Origin of the sequence: Lysinibacillus sp. LK3 (assembly GCF_001043675.1) — a bacterium.
In the GTDB taxonomy this organism is placed as follows: Bacteria; Bacillota; Bacilli; order Bacillales_A; family Planococcaceae; genus Lysinibacillus; species Lysinibacillus capsici.
The window spans coordinates 1-16,157 of the sequence record NZ_LDUJ01000026.1 but is presented as its reverse complement, the minus strand read 5'-3'; the positions used below and the strand labels follow the sequence as shown (position 1 = coordinate 16,157).

Below are 16,157 nucleotides of genomic sequence, written 5' to 3'. Positions count from 1 at the left end.
TCATTTATTCGACCCGCTAGGACAGCACTTTTTGTTTTATTTAAATAAGTCTGGATACATTTCTTTTGCTAATGCTTCCATTCCATCAATTGTGTTATAGCCATAGCCAAACATGTAATTGTAATCTACAATATACATTTGTTTATTTTTAATAGCCTTCATGCTTGATAGTTTAGGATTCGCATAAATTTCTTCACGTACTTTTGTCAAATCAGAACCGTCCCAGTTAGGAAGAATTAATACATCTGGATCTGCTGCAATTAATGTTTCAACACTTACATCGCCTGTTTCATCTTTAAAAATATTATCTAATTTAACCATTTTAAATGCATCATTAAAGAATGTTTCATCGTGTGCTGGATAAACAAAAAGCTCTTTTGGATCATTTGTATGCAAATAGGCAAATGTTTTTTCTTCTTTTATACTTTCTAATTTTGAGGAAATATCTTGTTGTCGACCTTTTAATTCTTTAATAAAGCTATCTGCTTTGTCTTGAACATTAAAAATTTCACCAATATTCTTTATATCTTTATAAATAGAATCATATGTGCCGCCTGTTACGGATGACTCTAAAACATATGTTTTTACACCCATTTCATTAAGCGAATCTACTGTCCCTACTCCCCATTCAGCATTATCAAATAAGCCACCACGACCAAATACTAAATCAGGATCAGTACCTAATGTAACCTCTTTCCCAACATATTCATCACTTAAAATATTTAGCTTAGCATACTCTTCTTCAACAGCTTTATCAACTGCACCAAAGTTTGCACCAACACCAACGATTTTATCGCCTAATCCTAAATGTAATAATAATTCTGCAGCTGGGCGTGTATTTGCCATAATTCTTTCTGGTGCTTTATCAAATACTTGATCTTTCTTTTCCCATGTTGATCCACCTTCAGCCTTTGTAAAGTTCTCAATTGTCAGTGGATAATGCTCTTTTGTTTGTTTTTCCTTAGATGTATCTTTTGATGTGTTACCGCAGGCTGTTAATGTTAATAAAGCCGCTAAACCAATTCCTAATAATAATTTTTTCTTCATGTTTTTCCTCCTACAGTCCATATGCAAAGCCTAATCCATTCGTCACTGGATTAGTAAACGTTTGACATTTGATATGATATAAAGCTTCTATTGTTTCTGGTGTTAAAACTTCTTGGGGTGTACCATGTGCATAGATTTCACCATCTTTTACTGCATAAAGATAATCACAGTAATGTGCTGCCATTTCTAGATCATGAAGAGCTGCTAAAACACCGATATTTAAACTTTTTACACAGGATAGTATTTCAATTTGATAGCGAATATCTAAATGATTTGTTGGTTCATCCAAAATCATAAATTTAGGCTGCTGGGCAATCGTTCTAGCTAAAATAACCCTTTGCTTTTCACCACCAGATAGTGAAAGAAAACTGCGCTCTCTATAAGATTGTAAATTCGTTCTTGTCAATGCCTCTTCTACGATGTCAAAATCCTTTTGGTTATCTGACTCTAGGATTTTTTTATGAGGTGTTCTACCTAACATCACCATTTGTTGTACCGTTAAATCAAAGTGCATTTCATTGAATTGTCCAACTACACCTAAGTGTTGAGAAATCTTTTTTTCGGCGCTTTTTAAAACATCTAAATCATCTAAGAAGACCATCCCTTTTTGAGGTACTAGGCTTTTATAAATGCTTTTCAGTAAAGTTGATTTTCCGCATCCGTTTGGTCCGATTAAGCCCACAAATTGTTGCTTATTCACATGAATGGATACGTTTTTTACGATTTCCTTTTTGCCGATTTTTACTTCTATTTCCTTTGCTACTAATTCCATTGTTCTACCCTCCGAAGTTGTAACCTTTTTTTACAATCATATAGATAAATAATGGTGACCCAATGACAGAAGTAATAATACCAATAGGTAATTCCACATTTTGGATTAATGTTCTAGACAGAATATCAGCCCAAATCATGAAAAGGCCTCCTAAGAGCAATGTTCCTAACATTAATCGTTTGTGATCTGCCCCGAAAATACCTCTTGTGATATGTGGAATAATTAAACCAACAAAACCGATCATACCTGCATAAGCGACCATCGTTCCTGTAATAAGCGAGGTAAGAATCATATATAATTTACGATAAGCACTTAAATTGATCCCTAAGGTGATAGCTGATTCATCCCCAAGTAGCATTGTGTTTAGCACACGATGTTGGAAAAGGAATAATGCAGCTCCTAGTACAATCACGATTGTTAAAATTGGTGTTTTGTCCCAGCTGGCAGATGCTAAACTCCCCATAGACCAGAACGTAACAGTTTTAATGCCCTCTGCATTATTGGCAAAAAAGATGATAAGGCTTGAAAACGAACTACATAATGCACCGATAACAACCCCTGATAAAACCAATTTTACTGAGGTTGCTTTACCTCCAATGCTGGATAAGATAAGCACTGCCATAGAGGTAATCATCGCCCCTGCAAATGCACCAAAGGCTACTCCAAATTGTGCTAACAATGCACTACTCCCAAAACCAACTAGAATAGCAAAGGTTGCACCTAATGACGCTCCTGAAGAAATACCAAGTATGTATGGATCAGCAAGCGGGTTTTGGACAACTGCCTGCATGACAGCCCCACACAATGCAAGACCGACACCAATCAATAAGGCAAAAACCACACGCGGCATTCTGACCTGTAGAATAATATTCAAATAGGATTCACTTTCCACACTATCAAGTGTTCCAAGTTTTCCATTGGATATAGTATGTAGCAAAATATCCATCGATTGCTTGAAAGGAATGCTGACTTGTCCTATTGATACAGAAAAAACGGCAGATATTAAAATAGAGACTATTAAAAGCAAGATAATAACATAATAAATATTGCCCATTCCTATTCTGTTAGCTTCCTGTCTATCCAAAATTTCACCTCTATCTATTAAACTTTTAGTTAATGATAACGATTATCATTTTCATTTTGTATTGTAAGTGATAATCCATTGAAAAACAACAGGAAAATTTTTAATTATAGATTATGCATACATTCAGTAGATAAATATTCCACTACTGGCGGGTTTTAATTCGCTAAAATTATTGTTCCGATAGAAATTAAAACAGCTCATTGTAAATTCCGGATATTATATAGCGAAGAAAATTTAAGGATTTTTATTTAAACTCTGTTCTAATAAAAAATCAAAATAAAAAACCACTTTCCATAAAACTATGGAAAGTGGTCATATTACTTAAAAGATTGTGCTTATAGACTAACTAAATCTTACATCATTCCTGGCATACCGCCCATGCCGCTCATATCTGGCATTGCCGGTGCTGCTTCAGGGATATCTGCTACAACCGCTTCTGTTGTTAAGAATAGGGCTGCAACTGATGCTGCGTTTTGTAAAGCTGAGCGAGTTACTTTTGCTGGGTCTACTACGCCTGCTTCCATCATGTTTACCCATTCGCCAGTTGCTGCATTGAAACCAATGCCAACTTCTTCACGTTTTAGACGATCTACGATAATTGAGCCTTCAAGACCAGCATTATTAGCAATTTGACGAACTGGTTCTTCTAAAGCACGTAGAACGATTTTCACACCTGTAGCTACATCGCCTTCTACTGCTTCAGCCGCTTTTTCCACTGCTGCATAGACGTTAAGAAGTGCTGTACCACCACCTGATACGATACCTTCTTCAACAGCCGCACGAGTTGAGTTTAAAGCATCCTCAATACGAAGTTTACGCTCTTTCAGCTCTGTTTCTGTTGCAGCACCAACTTTGATAACTGCTACACCACCTGCTAATTTAGCAAGACGTTCTTGTAATTTTTCTTTATCGAACTCTGAAGTAGTTTCAGCAAGTTGTGCTCGAATTTGACCAATGCGTGATTCAATTGCGTCTGCTCCGCCTACACCTTCAACGATTGTTGTGTTGTCTTTTGTTACAACAACTTTTGCTGCACGACCAAGTGCAGAAATATCAGCTGATTTTAGGTCTAAGCCTAATTCTTCTGTAATCACTTGTCCACCTGTCAGGATAGCAATATCTTCAAGCATTGCTTTACGTCGATCACCGAAGCCTGGTGCTTTTACTGCTACAGCATTAAATGTACCACGAAGTTTGTTCACAACAAGTGTTGCAAGAGCTTCACCTTCTACATCTTCAGCAATCATTAAAAGTGGACGACCTTGTTGCACCACTTGCTCTAATAATGGTAATACTTCTTGAATGTTTGTAATTTTTTTATCAGTAATTAAAATGTATGGGTTATCAAGAACCGCTTCCATTTTATCTGTATCAGTTACCATGTAATGAGACGCATAGCCACGATCAAACTGCATACCCTCTACTACATCTAGCTCTGTTGTGAAGCCTTTTGATTCTTCAATTGTAATAACACCATCGTTACCAACGCGCTCCATTGCTTCAGCGATTAGTTGTCCAACTTCATCATCAGCAGCAGAAATAGCAGCAACTTGTGCAATTTCTTCCTTATTGCTTACTGGGCGAGAAATAGCGTGTAATTCAGTAAGTGCTGCAGCAACTGCTTTATCGATACCTTTACGGATACCTACTGGATTTGCGCCAGCTGTAACGTTTTTCAAGCCTTCACGAATAATTGCTTGAGCTAATACTGTTGCTGTAGTTGTACCATCACCAGCGATTTCGTTTGTCTTAGAAGCAACTTCTGCTACTAATTTTGCTCCCATGTTTTCGTATGGGTTTTCTAGTTCGATTTCTTTAGCGATTGTCACACCATCATTTGTAATAAGTGGTGAACCGAATTTTTTTTCTAAAACAACATTACGTCCTTTTGGTCCTAATGTTACTTTTACTGCATTTGCTAATTTATCTACACCTTGTAACATTAATGAACGAGCGTCTTCTGAGAATTTAATATCTTTTGCCATGAGAATTTACCCTCCTGAAATGGAATATTCGTTAAGCTTCTTCAATATATTTATATCAATTTCACCTTATTGTCACATTTGTTATGCAAACAATAAGTATTCACCTTACGTAAGGTGCCTTTAAAGTTCTTATTCAATAGTTGCAAGAATATCGCTTTCGCGTAAAATTAGGTATTCATTACCTTCAAATTTAACTTCTGTGCCAGCGTATTTAGAGAAAATAATGCGGTCGTCAACTTTAACGTCAAGCTCTACACGTTGCCCGTTCTCTAATACACGACCTGTCCCAACTGCTACTACTTTACCTTCTTGTGGTTTTTCTTTTGCAGAGTCAGGTAGTACAATACCGAATGCAGATTTTTCTTCTACCTCGATTAGTTCAATTACAATACGATCTCCTAGTGGTCTTAACAAGTGAAACAACCTCCTAATAATTAAATAATTGTTGATATTTATTAGCACTCTATATCAATGAGTGCTAACACAATTATTATGATAATCAATCACTCTTTTTTTTGCAAGTCAGAACTTCAAAAAATTTTGTTTTCTTTCCATATTCCTCTACAATAGAAAGGAAGCATATGAATGGAAAGGATTTTGACTGTGACTAATTCTCAAAAAGTAACGAAACATAAAAAAACAGCCCTGTATGTTTTGCTGATTTATATCTTGATGCAAATCTCTAGCAGATGGTTGCTCTTACCGTTCCATAAGCTCATCATGAAGGTAACTGGTTTAGCTTCTGAACAAGCGGCTCCTATTACTCAAGGTTGGTATATTGCACTAAGTTTTGCAGTAGCGCTCATTTTAAGCTTAATCCTTACATCTCGAGATAAAGCATTTTGGAACATTTATCAAGGAAAAAAAGAAACGATACCTCTTACAATTGTGTGGGGAATCATCGGCTTCTTCCTAGTGTTCTTTGGACAAATGATTGGTGCAGCTATTGAGATGGCTGTTTTCGGTATTGAAGGAGGCTCACAAAATACTGCAGATATTGTCGCGATAGCTAAAGGTGCTCCCATCGCCATATTAGCAATTGTTGTATTCGGGCCAATCTTAGAAGAATTCGTCTTCCGTAGAGTGATCTTTGGCTCGCTTGTCCAAACAACAAATTTCTGGGTGGCAGCAATTGTGAGTGCCATTTTCTTTGCGATTATACACTTCGACTTCTCACATATCTTGCTTTATACCATTTGTGGTTTAATTTTCGCCTTTTTATATCACAAAACAAAGCGCATTTGGACGTCTATTATTGCACACGTCATGCTTAATGGATTTGTGACACTTGTACAATTCTATGCGGAACCATTGCAAAAGTTTCTTCAAGAACTCGAAAAAATGCAATAAATTTTTGTAAAGCGATTGTAAGATGCAAAAATAACACAAAAGCTCGGTGTCCCATTTAGGGCACCGAGCTTTATTTATTACTGTTGATTCAATTCTTCTATTTGTCGTCGTTGCTGCTCAAGTGCTTCTTCAATCTGGCGCTTTTGCTCCGCTTCCTGTTCTTCTTTTAATCGAATCTCTTCGGATTTAAGATATTTCTTATAGCCAATTCGTGAAATCATAATACTAATTTCATACAAAATAAACAGCGGAACTGAAACCATTAAATGCGAAGCCAACTCAGGTGGTGCAATAATCGCAGCACATACAAATAAACCGAAGTACGAGTATTTACGAATACGAATTAGTAATTCCGGACTTAATATGCCAATTCGTGAAAAGAATAAAACAACAATTGGCAACTGGAAAAGGAAACCGAACGGTATTGTAAGCTTAAACAAGAATGTAAAATACTCATGTATACCAATGGTTTGCTGTATCTCCAAATCATTCGATAAATTCATCATGAATTTGATGACATATGGGAATAGTAAAAAGTACGAAAAAGATAACCCTGCAAGAAACAATAAAAATGAATACGGAATATAGCTTAGAGTTGCTTTACGCTCTACTTCCCTTAATCCAGGGCTAATAAACGACCATAATTGATACATCAACACGGGTGATGAAAGAATAAATGCAATTATAAAAACAACTTGTATATAAATTGCAAGTGGTGTGACTACATCAAATGCATGAAGCTCTATATTATATTTGGCTCCAGTCATTTGAAGGTATTTTACAAGTGGCTTTGCGACAAAAAAGGCGCCGGCCATAGCTAGAACAAAGAAAACGGCAACAATGAACAGCCGTTTTCTTAATTCTTCTATATGCTCAATGACAGTTAGATCTTTTGGATTCATTCCTCAAACATCCTAACTTACTTATCTAGTTCTTTCTTTTTCTTATCATCATCATCTTCGTCGGCTAAACCTTTAGTAGCATTTTTGAATTCACGTAGTGTTGAACCAAATGCCTTACCAAGCTCTGGTAACTTTTTAGGACCAAAAATTAGTAACGCGACAACTCCGATAATAATGAGGCTCATAGGACCAATACCACCCATTACAGCCACCTCCTCTTTATATCCATCATTTTAACGCATATTTCGCCATTTTGCTAACTAATTATATGTGAAAGTTTTTCGTCACACTCACTGATTTGACCTCATTTTATTTAAATTATCTATTTGACAGAAACGGTGAATTACACTAAAAAATATGTATGGTTTTCACTCTTCCTGATTACGAATTAAATAAATAAGCGCTTGCAACTCTACCGATAAATCGATGGTTAAAAGCTGCATTCTATCAGGTACTGTTAATCGCTCTGGCGTAAAGTTTAAAATTCCCTTTGCATTCATGGCTGCTAAGCGATCCGCCATTTTTTGAGCGGAGCGTGGTGAAACGGTTAAAATAGCAAGCTCTGCACCGTATTCTGCATATTTTTCTTCCAATAAATCTGGATGAAAAACCGGAATGTTACTGATCATTTTGCCATCCTTCGGTGCTTTTGAATCGAATGCTACCACAATATGTGTATTATGGTTTTTTTGAAAATTATATTTTAATAATGCACTGCCTAAATTCCCCACACCAATTAACGCTACTTTTGTCGTTTCATGTTGATCAAGCGTCTGGCTAAAAAATTGTAATAGATGCTGCACATCGTAGCCATAACCTTTTTTCCCAAGTGCACCAAAATAAGAAAAATCACGGCGAATAGTTGCAGAATCTATTTTCATCGCTTCACTCAATTCCTTCGACGAAATACGTTCCATACCTTCTTGTGCAAAGTTTTGAATAAATCGATAGTAAAGAGGAAGTCTTTTTGTAGTGGCTTGTGGAATTTTTAATTCTTGTTTCAAACTTTTTCCTCCTTATGATGTACCTCCATCAATTTTACTGTCTTTAACTACTAATTTTAATACATTCATCCTTAACAATATACAACATTTTTGCAATCCCCTGCTGTATTTCTCTTTAGTTAATGGCGCCTTATACGCAGCTAACTAAAAAGAAATCGTTTCAATCTTACATGACTGCTAGGAATAAGTAAAGCACGGACATTGCATGCAAATCGTTCATCCATTACACTAAGGTAGAATTGAGGTGTCAAGAATGATTGTTTTACAGGTCAATCAACTAACTAAATCCTTTCTTGCAGATGAAATTTTAAGTGGTGTTAAATTAGAAGTTCAACACCGTGACCGTGTTGCCTTAGTAGGACGAAACGGTGCAGGTAAATCTACTTTATTAAAAATAATTGCTGGTCAAATGTCTTATGATTCAGGTGATATCATTATCCCAAAGGATATTCAAATAGGCTATTTAGAGCAACATGCAGGATTAAACTCTACGCTAACAATTTGGAATGAAATGATGACTATATTTGAATCTCTTTTAGCCCAAGAACAGCTGCTACGCTCACTTGAACAACAAATGGCTGATCCTACTGTCTATGAAAACCCTACTATGTATGCGAAAGTTATGTCGGAATACGATCAATTACAGCATACGTTTAAAGATGCAGGTGGCTATCAATATGAATCAGACATACGGTCAGTCCTTCATGGTATGCAATTTTATTCCGAAGACTATGACAAACCCATCAGTTCCTTATCTGGTGGACAGCGCACACGTTTAGCACTTGCTAAGCTCTTACTTAGTAAACCAGATCTTTTAATTCTCGATGAGCCAACGAACCATTTAGATATCGAAACACTATCTTGGTTGGAATCCTATTTAAAGGGCTATGAAGGCGCTATTTTAATTGTTTCCCATGACCGCTACTTCTTAGACCAAGTCGTTTCTATTGTCTACGAAGTATCTCGTCATCGCGTTACCAAATATCCGGGTAATTATAGTGCATATCTAGATGAAAAAGCTAAAAATTATGAGCGTGATGTCAAACTCTTTGAACGTCAGCAAGATGAAAAGGCCAAGCTAGAGGATTTTATCCAAAAAAATATTGCACGTGCTTCTACAACAAAAATGGCACAAAGTCGACGTAAAATGCTTGAACGTACCGAGTGGATGGAATCGCCGGATGGTGATGAGAAATCCGCTAGTTTCGGTTTCACGATTGAACGTCAAAGTGGAAATGATGTTTTATCTGTTGATGAATTAACGATAGGTTATAACGATCGTACCATTTCTAGTGGGATAAACCTCCGCACTTTTCGTGAGGATCGTATTGCCCTTGTTGGACCAAACGGAGTTGGTAAATCGACATTATTAAAAACAATTGTAAAAGATTTATCCCCTCTTGGAGGTAGTATTCGTTATGGTACGAATGTACAAATCGGCTACTATGATCAAGAGCAAGCAAAGCTATCGAGCAATAAGAGTGTCCTAAAAGAATTATGGGATGAATGGCCACTCATGAACGAAAAAGATATTCGAACTGTATTAGGGCGTTTTCTTTTTAGTGGTGAAGATGTGGATAAAGCTGTATCCTCTTTATCGGGCGGTGAAAAAGCACGCCTTGCACTCGCAAAGCTAATGATGCAAAAGGCTAATTTCTTAATTCTAGATGAGCCTACCAATCATTTGGACTTAGATAGCAAAGAGGTATTAGAAAATGCCTTGATTGATTATCCAGGTACGCTTCTATTTGTCTCACACGACCGCTACTTCATTAATCGTATCGCAACAAAAGTGGTGGAGTTATCTGGAACGGGTTCATTTGAATATTTAGGTGACTACGATTATTACGTTGAGAAAAAGCAGGAACTATTGGAGCTAGCACAAATGAAGGCTGCCTCCCAACCACAAGTACAGCAAGACCTACCTGATAAAACCTCTACATCAAAAATTGATAAAGAAGCAAAAAAGCGTGAACGTCAAATTAGACGTACGATTGAAGATTTAGAAAGCAAGATGCAAGAAACATCTGCTATTGTTGCAAGACTAGAAGAAGCTCTTTGTGACTCTGCCATTTTTACCGACCATGAAAAAATTTCAATGCTTCAAGCAGAATTAGCAACTGCTAAAGAACAGCATGAGCTATTAGAATTAGAATGGCTTGAGTTAAATGAAGAACTTGAAAATATTAGTATGTAAATGATGTAAGCCATGTGAAAGGTCACATGGCTTTTTCTTTACTTGTCTTCATTTTTCATATATATTGGTCAAGTGCTATTTTTCGACAAAAAATGCCCACAGTTTTATTCACACTACAAATCTAGTAGTACCAACATATCAACAGAGTTTTCCACATTGTCCACAATGAAAATTTATTTTATCCACATTCTATCGTATAAAACCAGCTACTATATATTGAATAATCACAAGTTATACACAAGTTATCAACAATTTGTGCATAAGTACGCGTGTTCGCCATTTAATTCGCTCCTTTACCTGTGGATAATTTTCTGAAAAATTTGTCAATTGTGATGCCTCTACTGACTATTCCCTTAGCACGGTTCTTTTTTATCAACAATTATTCGACAATTAAAAAAAGAGATATCTAAAAATATAGATACCTCTTTCTTACACTATACCCAGGATTTTAACTCCATTCCTGGACGTCCATTCATCATTAAGTTTCCTCGAATACCAGCCTCAAACATCGGCATAGCTGCTGCGCCAATCATTGCCGCATTATCAGTACACAATTTAAGCGGCGGTACAAAAAACGGGATACCTTCCTCTTCAAATACAGTCTCCAAAGAAATTCGCAACCCCTTATTTGCTGCTACACCTCCAGCTGCAATAACCTGTTTCACCTGATATTCGCGAGCAGCACGTAATGTCTTAGCAGTCAGTACTTCAACAACACTTTCCTGAAAGCCCTTGGCGACAGCTGCTGGTGAAATAGCTTCACCTCGTTGATCCATATTATGTTTATAATTGATGACAGCTGATTTTAAACCGCTAAAGCTAAAATCATATGAATCCTCTTCCAACCATACTCTTGGAAAAGGAACAGCCTCTCCTTCCTCATGAGCAAGACGATCAATATGTGGCCCACCAGGATAAGGTAAATTTAAAACACGCGCCACTTTATCATAAGCTTCACCAGCTGCATCATCTCTTGTTTCACCAATGACCTCAAAAGAGCCATGTTCCTTCATATAGACAAGCTCTGTATGACCGCCTGAAACTACTAGTGCTAATAAAGGGAACTCCATCGGCTGAACAAGCGCATTGGCATAAATATGCCCTGCAATATGATGCACACCTACAATTGGTAGGTTATTCGCAAAGGCAAAAGCCTTCGCTGCATTAATGCCAATCAACAATGCCCCTACAAGACCCGGACCCTCTGTAACAGCAACCGCATCCAAATCTACCGGCTTTAAATTTGCTTGAGCTAATGCTTCTTCAATTACCATCGTAATTTGTTCAACGTGATGGCGTGATGCAATTTCAGGAACAACGCCACCAAATCGCTTATGACTCTCTATTTGAGAAGCAACAACATTCGACACGATTTCATGACCATTTCGTATAATCGCTGCAGCTGTTTCATCACAGCTTGATTCTATTGCTAATATCAATCCATTATTCATTATAAATTCACCCACATGACAAGGGCATCCTCCCCGTTATCCGTATAATAGCCTTTCCGTATACCACCATCTTGGAATTGGAGCTTACGATAAAGATTTTGTGCAACTGTGTTCGTTACTCGTACCTCCAATGTCATAACCTCCATTCCATGTAAACGAGCTATTTGCATTGCCTCACGCATTAATCCCTCGCCTATACCTCGTCCACGAGCTGCCTCAATAACAGCTACATTCGTAATTTGGGCTGCATCTATAACCATCCACATCCCGCAAAAACCAATAATACGTCCACTTGCATCAACAGCCAGCACATAATGGGCATACTGATTTTCATGTACTTCATAGTAAAAGGAATCCAACGTCCAAGGTACAGGAAATGAAGCTACTTCAATTTCATAAACTGCTGGTACATCATCAGAAACCATTTTACGATAAGTTACATCACTACTCATGTTCTTTCTCCTTCTGTTCTTTCAGCCAATTTGCTTCAGCCTCTGCAATTCGTTTATATTGTGGGACAAAGTGATGAGTAGCTTCAACACTCGGTAATTCCACTTTAGTTCCTACACGAATAACTTCCGTTGCACGTGGCAAGTCAAGACTAAAAGGTGCACGAAAAGCGTTATCGCCAAGCTCCTCTACAATGTTATCCCAAAATAAGCCCACATCTGTTCCTACAAATAAAATAGGTGCATCTAATGCCCTTAAACGCTCTAATAAATCAGCGATATGTGCATGATGATCCTCCACAAGAGCCTCTAGAGTCACTCCTTGATAAACAGCTGTATAAACATTATCTCTTCTTGCATCAAAAATTGGACAAATTAATCCATTATAAAGGGTAGCATTTGCAGCTAATGCTTTTAAGCTAGAGACACCAACTAAAGGTATCTGTAATGTCCATGCTAGGGTTTTCGCTAATGTTACACCTATACGGACCCCTGTATACGAACCTGGCCCTTCAGACACTGCAATAACATCCAAGTCGCCTGCCTTCAAACCTGCTCTTGCTAATACCTCTTCAATAGCGGGCATTGCGCCTGCTGAATGTGTTAATTTTATATTTTGTACCAGCTCAGCTACCACTTTTCCATCCCTCACAATAGCAACGGAAAGTGGTGTATTCGCTGTTTCTATTCCTAACCAAATCATTTCATTAGCTCCTCACATAGTGCCTCATAGCGTTCCCCACTAGGTATTAACACAAATCGTCGTTCATTGTCTCCGATTCGATAAATCTCTATCGCTAATCGATTCCGTGGCAAATCCTGTTCTATTAAATGCGCCCACTCTACCACTGATACTGCATCTCCATAAAATAATTCATCCCAACCAAGGTCCTCGTCACTTTCAGCCAAACGATAAACATCTAAATGATTGAAGGGTAAACGTCCTTCATACTGTTTAATGATTGTAAATGTTGGACTGTTGACCGTTCTTTTCACACCAAGCCCTTTTGCTAAGGCCTTCGTAAACGTTGTCTTGCCTGCACCCAAATCTCCTTCTAATGTAATTGTATCTTGAGCTTCTAGTAATTTTGCAAGTGTCACGGCAAAACGCTCTGTATCATCAACTGAATTCATGATTATTTCATACATTCTCATTTTTCCTCTCATCACTACATTACCTCTAGTTTACCTAAACTAGCGAAAATGTTCAAAGCATCCAATATCATTATATCCTACATAGATTATCTTCGTTAAAAAGCCTAATTTTATGACATAGGTAGCCATTTAAATAAAAAAACACGCCTTCTTTTACAAAGACGTGACAACTATTTATCTGTTTGAATGACCTTTCACTGCTATGATTTCTTTGCCAATTAGTTTATCATCCTTAAATTTTACTATATAGGCCTGTGTCATCAAGATTTCATCATTCCAACGATATTCATTATTTTTGATTTTTTTACCTGCGCCGCCTGCTGCTTCTACTACCTCAATATATGACATATCATTTTTTAATTTCTCAAATTCTACTTCGTTCATATTTTTTTGCCAGTGATACGCATTTGATTCTTCAATCTCCATAATAGGATCTCCACAGCCTACCATCATTATCATGGAACCAATAAGCAAAGGGAAATAAATACTTTTAAAAGAATAATCTTTGCTCATATAAACACCTCCGTAGCCAATCCGATTACATCTACTTTTTTACCCCTAATCTTTATATTAGAAACATCTCTAATTTTACCTTATAGAAACGCTATCATTTATCGGTAATTTTTACTATTTTTAGATAATGTTAAATATATGAAATTCGCTATGTTTATGGCAATATTATCGATCATTTCACAGCGATTTAAGCCATTTTTTAGATACACTTGATATGTTTTAGGGAAATAGATGTTGTTTATGAAATAATAAAGGGAAGTTGGTCTCAAATACTTCACAAAATGTTATGCTTTTAGCCTCTGTGTTTCTACTAGGCAGTGTTGATCCTTTCGACATTATTCATTTGTCATGTAATTTCTACTTAATTTACTGATAAACTCCTGAAAGATGAATTGGATCCATACTCCAATCACATACAAAAAAGTCCCTATGATGTAAAATCATAAGGACTGTAATATCAATTTAAATGGCGGTCCCGACCGGGATCGAACCGGCGATCTCCTGCGTGACAGGCAGGCATGTTAACCGCTACACCACGGGACCTCTTTAAGACATTTATAAATATATCATAGAAAATATAGATATACAATATCTTTTTTCACATTTTTTTAATATATTTTCCAACACTCTTTAATCTAGGATAGAGGTTATCCTGCAATGCATTTTCCACATAATCAACATCTAATTTCATATAAGCTCTAAACATGATGCAAATTTTGCAGTATATTTAACTTTGAAGGGGGAAACATAACATGTCAAAATTAGAACAATTACAAGCAGCCTTACAGCTCCACAATACCGATGCAATTATTATCACAAATGCTCAAAATCGTCGCTATCTAACAGGTTTTACAGGTAGTGCAGGTACAGTTATTGTAACAAAGACACGCGCACTTTTATTAGTAGACTTCCGCTACACTCAGCAAGCAACAAATCAGTGTGACACCTTTGAAGTACTAGAGATTGATCGCAACCATTTATATGAAACCATTCAGGAAATTCTTGAACAGGAATTAATTCAAACTGTTGGTTTTGAGCAACATCATGTAACTTATTTTAGCTATCAATTAATGAAGAGCAAATTGACAGCTATATTAAAACCAATGCCTACTATTGTAGAAGATTTACGGATGATTAAAACACCAGAAGAAATTGAAATAATTAAGAAAGCAGCATGGATTTCCGATGAGGCGTTTAATCATATTCTGACATTCATCAAACCAGGTATTTCAGAACTTGAGATTGCCTATGAATTAGAGTCTCATATGCGAAAAAATGGTGCAACAGGTGCAGCCTTCGATATGATTATTGCTTCTGGCCATCGTTCAGCACTCCCACATGGTGTAGCATCCTCTAAAATAGTGGAGCAAGGTGACATGTTGACAATGGATTTTGGTGCTTACTACCGAGGTTATCGTTCTGATATGACAAGAACGATTGCTGTTGGAGAACCATTAGAGCAATTAAAAGAAGTATATCAAATAGTTTATGGTGCCTTACAGCATGCCCTTTCCAATATGAAGGCTGGTATTACTGGACAAGAGGCCGATAGTTATTCACGAGACTTCATTACTAAAAAGGGATATGGACAAAATTACGGACACGGTGCAGGACATGGTATAGGCTTAGATATCCATGAAAACATATTTATGTCTACCATATGTAAAGACATGTTAGAAGAAAATATGGTACTAACTGTCGAACCGGGTATTTATATACCTAATGTAGGTGGTGTTCGAATCGAGGATGATGTTATCGTTACAAAAGAAGGTGTGGAAGTCATCACTCACTCTCCTAAGGAACTCATTATTTTATAGCCCATTAAAGTGATGTTTTATATGGAGATATCATTAAAGAAGTTTAGCTGCTTACTTTGATATATAACAAATGTTTTAAAGAGTAAGTACAATAAATTCTTTGTACTTACTCTTTTTATAAAAGAAAAAACAGCCAACACACAGCTGACTGTTTTGTTTGCCTAGCGACGTCCTACTCTCACAGGGGGAAGCCCCCAACTACCATCGGCGCTAAAGAGCTTAACTTCCGTGTTCGGTATGGGAACGGGTGTGACCTCTTTGCCATCATCACTAGACTTATGCGACCTCCAATACACGGCGTATTACTGCGTCAGCTGCTCTCGTTCAATCAGTCACGTACAGAAGTACGCTCCTTCAATCACTCGTTTGCTTCCTTGTACTACTTGTGTCTTGAAGCTCTCTTTTTTTGTTGAAAGATTTATTCTTTCAAA

16 protein-coding genes, 1 tRNA gene and 1 rRNA gene are annotated in these 16,157 nt (G+C 37.0%); 3 read left to right on the top strand and 15 right to left on the bottom strand.

Going from position 1 to position 16,157, the window contains the following annotated elements; all coding sequences use genetic code 11:
- Positions 1-36 precede the first annotated feature (36 nt).
- The 5 genes from VK91_RS18565 to groES all read right to left on the bottom strand — a co-directional run bounded on the left by VK91_RS18565 (position 37) and on the right by groES (position 5,302).
- The gene (locus tag VK91_RS18565) at positions 37-1,047 is read right to left on the bottom strand and encodes an ABC transporter substrate-binding protein (RefSeq protein ID WP_048394931.1); all 1,011 of its coding nucleotides are present in this window, start codon (positions 1,045-1,047) and stop codon (positions 37-39) included.
- A 10-nt stretch (positions 1,048-1,057) separates the two neighbouring features.
- Complete coding sequence (locus tag VK91_RS18560) at positions 1,058-1,819, bottom strand: ABC transporter ATP-binding protein (RefSeq protein ID WP_048394930.1); 762 nt, start codon at positions 1,817-1,819, stop codon at positions 1,058-1,060.
- A gap of 4 nt (positions 1,820-1,823) precedes the next feature.
- On the bottom strand, positions 1,824-2,903 hold the full coding sequence (locus tag VK91_RS18555) for an iron ABC transporter permease (RefSeq protein ID WP_009374126.1): 1,080 nt from the start codon (positions 2,901-2,903) through the stop codon (positions 1,824-1,826).
- A 353-nt stretch (positions 2,904-3,256) separates the two neighbouring features.
- The gene (gene groL, locus VK91_RS18550; protein WP_036075467.1) at positions 3,257-4,888 is read right to left on the bottom strand and encodes a chaperonin GroEL; all 1,632 of its coding nucleotides are present in this window, start codon (positions 4,886-4,888) and stop codon (positions 3,257-3,259) included.
- Between the two features lie 129 nt (positions 4,889-5,017).
- Positions 5,018-5,302 carry a co-chaperone GroES gene (gene groES / locus VK91_RS18545; RefSeq protein ID WP_048394927.1) on the bottom strand — a complete coding sequence of 95 codons (285 nt, stop codon included), beginning with the start codon at positions 5,300-5,302 and terminating at the stop codon, positions 5,018-5,020.
- Between the two features lie 171 nt (positions 5,303-5,473).
- Between groES and VK91_RS18540 the strand changes: the two genes are divergently transcribed.
- Positions 5,474-6,238, top strand: a complete 765-nt coding sequence (locus tag VK91_RS18540; protein WP_036075465.1) for a CPBP family intramembrane glutamic endopeptidase — start codon at positions 5,474-5,476, stop codon at positions 6,236-6,238.
- 77 nt (positions 6,239-6,315) lie between these two features.
- On the opposite strand, the gene tatC is transcribed toward VK91_RS18540, so the two are convergent.
- The 3 genes from tatC to VK91_RS18525 all read right to left on the bottom strand — a co-directional run bounded on the left by tatC (position 6,316) and on the right by VK91_RS18525 (position 8,144).
- The gene (gene tatC / locus VK91_RS18535) at positions 6,316-7,140 is read right to left on the bottom strand and encodes a twin-arginine translocase subunit TatC (protein ID WP_048394925.1); all 825 of its coding nucleotides are present in this window, start codon (positions 7,138-7,140) and stop codon (positions 6,316-6,318) included.
- Between the two features lie 17 nt (positions 7,141-7,157).
- Positions 7,158-7,343 (bottom strand): twin-arginine translocase TatA/TatE family subunit, encoded by a 186-nt coding sequence (locus VK91_RS18530; protein WP_008176991.1) that lies wholly within the window; start codon positions 7,341-7,343, stop codon positions 7,158-7,160.
- Positions 7,344-7,508: 165 nt separating this feature from the next.
- On the bottom strand, positions 7,509-8,144 hold the full coding sequence (locus VK91_RS18525; protein WP_004224350.1) for a redox-sensing transcriptional repressor Rex: 636 nt from the start codon (positions 8,142-8,144) through the stop codon (positions 7,509-7,511).
- Between the two features lie 253 nt (positions 8,145-8,397).
- Here VK91_RS18525 and VK91_RS18520 point away from each other — a divergent pair, with 253 nt between their 5' ends.
- The gene (locus VK91_RS18520; RefSeq protein WP_048394922.1) at positions 8,398-10,341 is read left to right on the top strand and encodes an ATP-binding cassette domain-containing protein; all 1,944 of its coding nucleotides are present in this window, start codon (positions 8,398-8,400) and stop codon (positions 10,339-10,341) included.
- A gap of 434 nt (positions 10,342-10,775) precedes the next feature.
- Here VK91_RS18520 and tsaD read toward each other — a convergent pair whose 3' ends face one another.
- The 6 genes from tsaD to VK91_RS18490 form a co-directional block, all read right to left on the bottom strand.
- Complete coding sequence (gene tsaD / locus VK91_RS18515) at positions 10,776-11,792, bottom strand: tRNA (adenosine(37)-N6)-threonylcarbamoyltransferase complex transferase subunit TsaD (protein WP_048394920.1); 1,017 nt, start codon at positions 11,790-11,792, stop codon at positions 10,776-10,778.
- Positions 11,792-12,244: a ribosomal protein S18-alanine N-acetyltransferase gene (gene rimI, locus VK91_RS18510; RefSeq protein ID WP_048394918.1), complete on the bottom strand. Its 453-nt coding sequence runs from the start codon at positions 12,242-12,244 to the stop codon at positions 11,792-11,794. Before rimI ends, tsaD begins: the two co-directional genes overlap by 1 nt.
- Entirely contained in the window at positions 12,237-12,944 is a 708-nt protein-coding gene (gene tsaB / locus VK91_RS18505) for a tRNA (adenosine(37)-N6)-threonylcarbamoyltransferase complex dimerization subunit type 1 TsaB (protein WP_048394916.1), read from the bottom strand. The genes rimI and tsaB overlap by 8 nt, the downstream gene beginning before the upstream one ends.
- Complete coding sequence (gene tsaE / locus VK91_RS18500) at positions 12,941-13,390, bottom strand: tRNA (adenosine(37)-N6)-threonylcarbamoyltransferase complex ATPase subunit type 1 TsaE (RefSeq protein ID WP_048394914.1); 450 nt, start codon at positions 13,388-13,390, stop codon at positions 12,941-12,943. The genes tsaB and tsaE overlap by 4 nt, the downstream gene beginning before the upstream one ends.
- Positions 13,391-13,570: 180 nt before the next feature.
- Positions 13,571-13,909, bottom strand: a complete 339-nt coding sequence (locus VK91_RS18495; protein WP_048394912.1) for a hypothetical protein — start codon at positions 13,907-13,909, stop codon at positions 13,571-13,573.
- A gap of 467 nt (positions 13,910-14,376) precedes the next feature.
- Positions 14,377-14,452, bottom strand: a tRNA-Asp gene (locus VK91_RS18490).
- Positions 14,453-14,661: 209 nt separating this feature from the next.
- Between VK91_RS18490 and VK91_RS18485 the strand changes: the two genes are divergently transcribed.
- Positions 14,662-15,726, top strand: coding sequence for a Xaa-Pro peptidase family protein (locus VK91_RS18485; protein WP_048394910.1), 1,065 nt, complete (start codon positions 14,662-14,664; stop codon positions 15,724-15,726).
- 159 nt (positions 15,727-15,885) lie between these two features.
- On the opposite strand, the gene rrf is transcribed toward VK91_RS18485, so the two are convergent.
- A 5S ribosomal RNA gene (gene rrf, locus VK91_RS18480) occupies positions 15,886-16,001 on the bottom strand.
- Positions 16,002-16,157 lie beyond the last annotated feature (156 nt).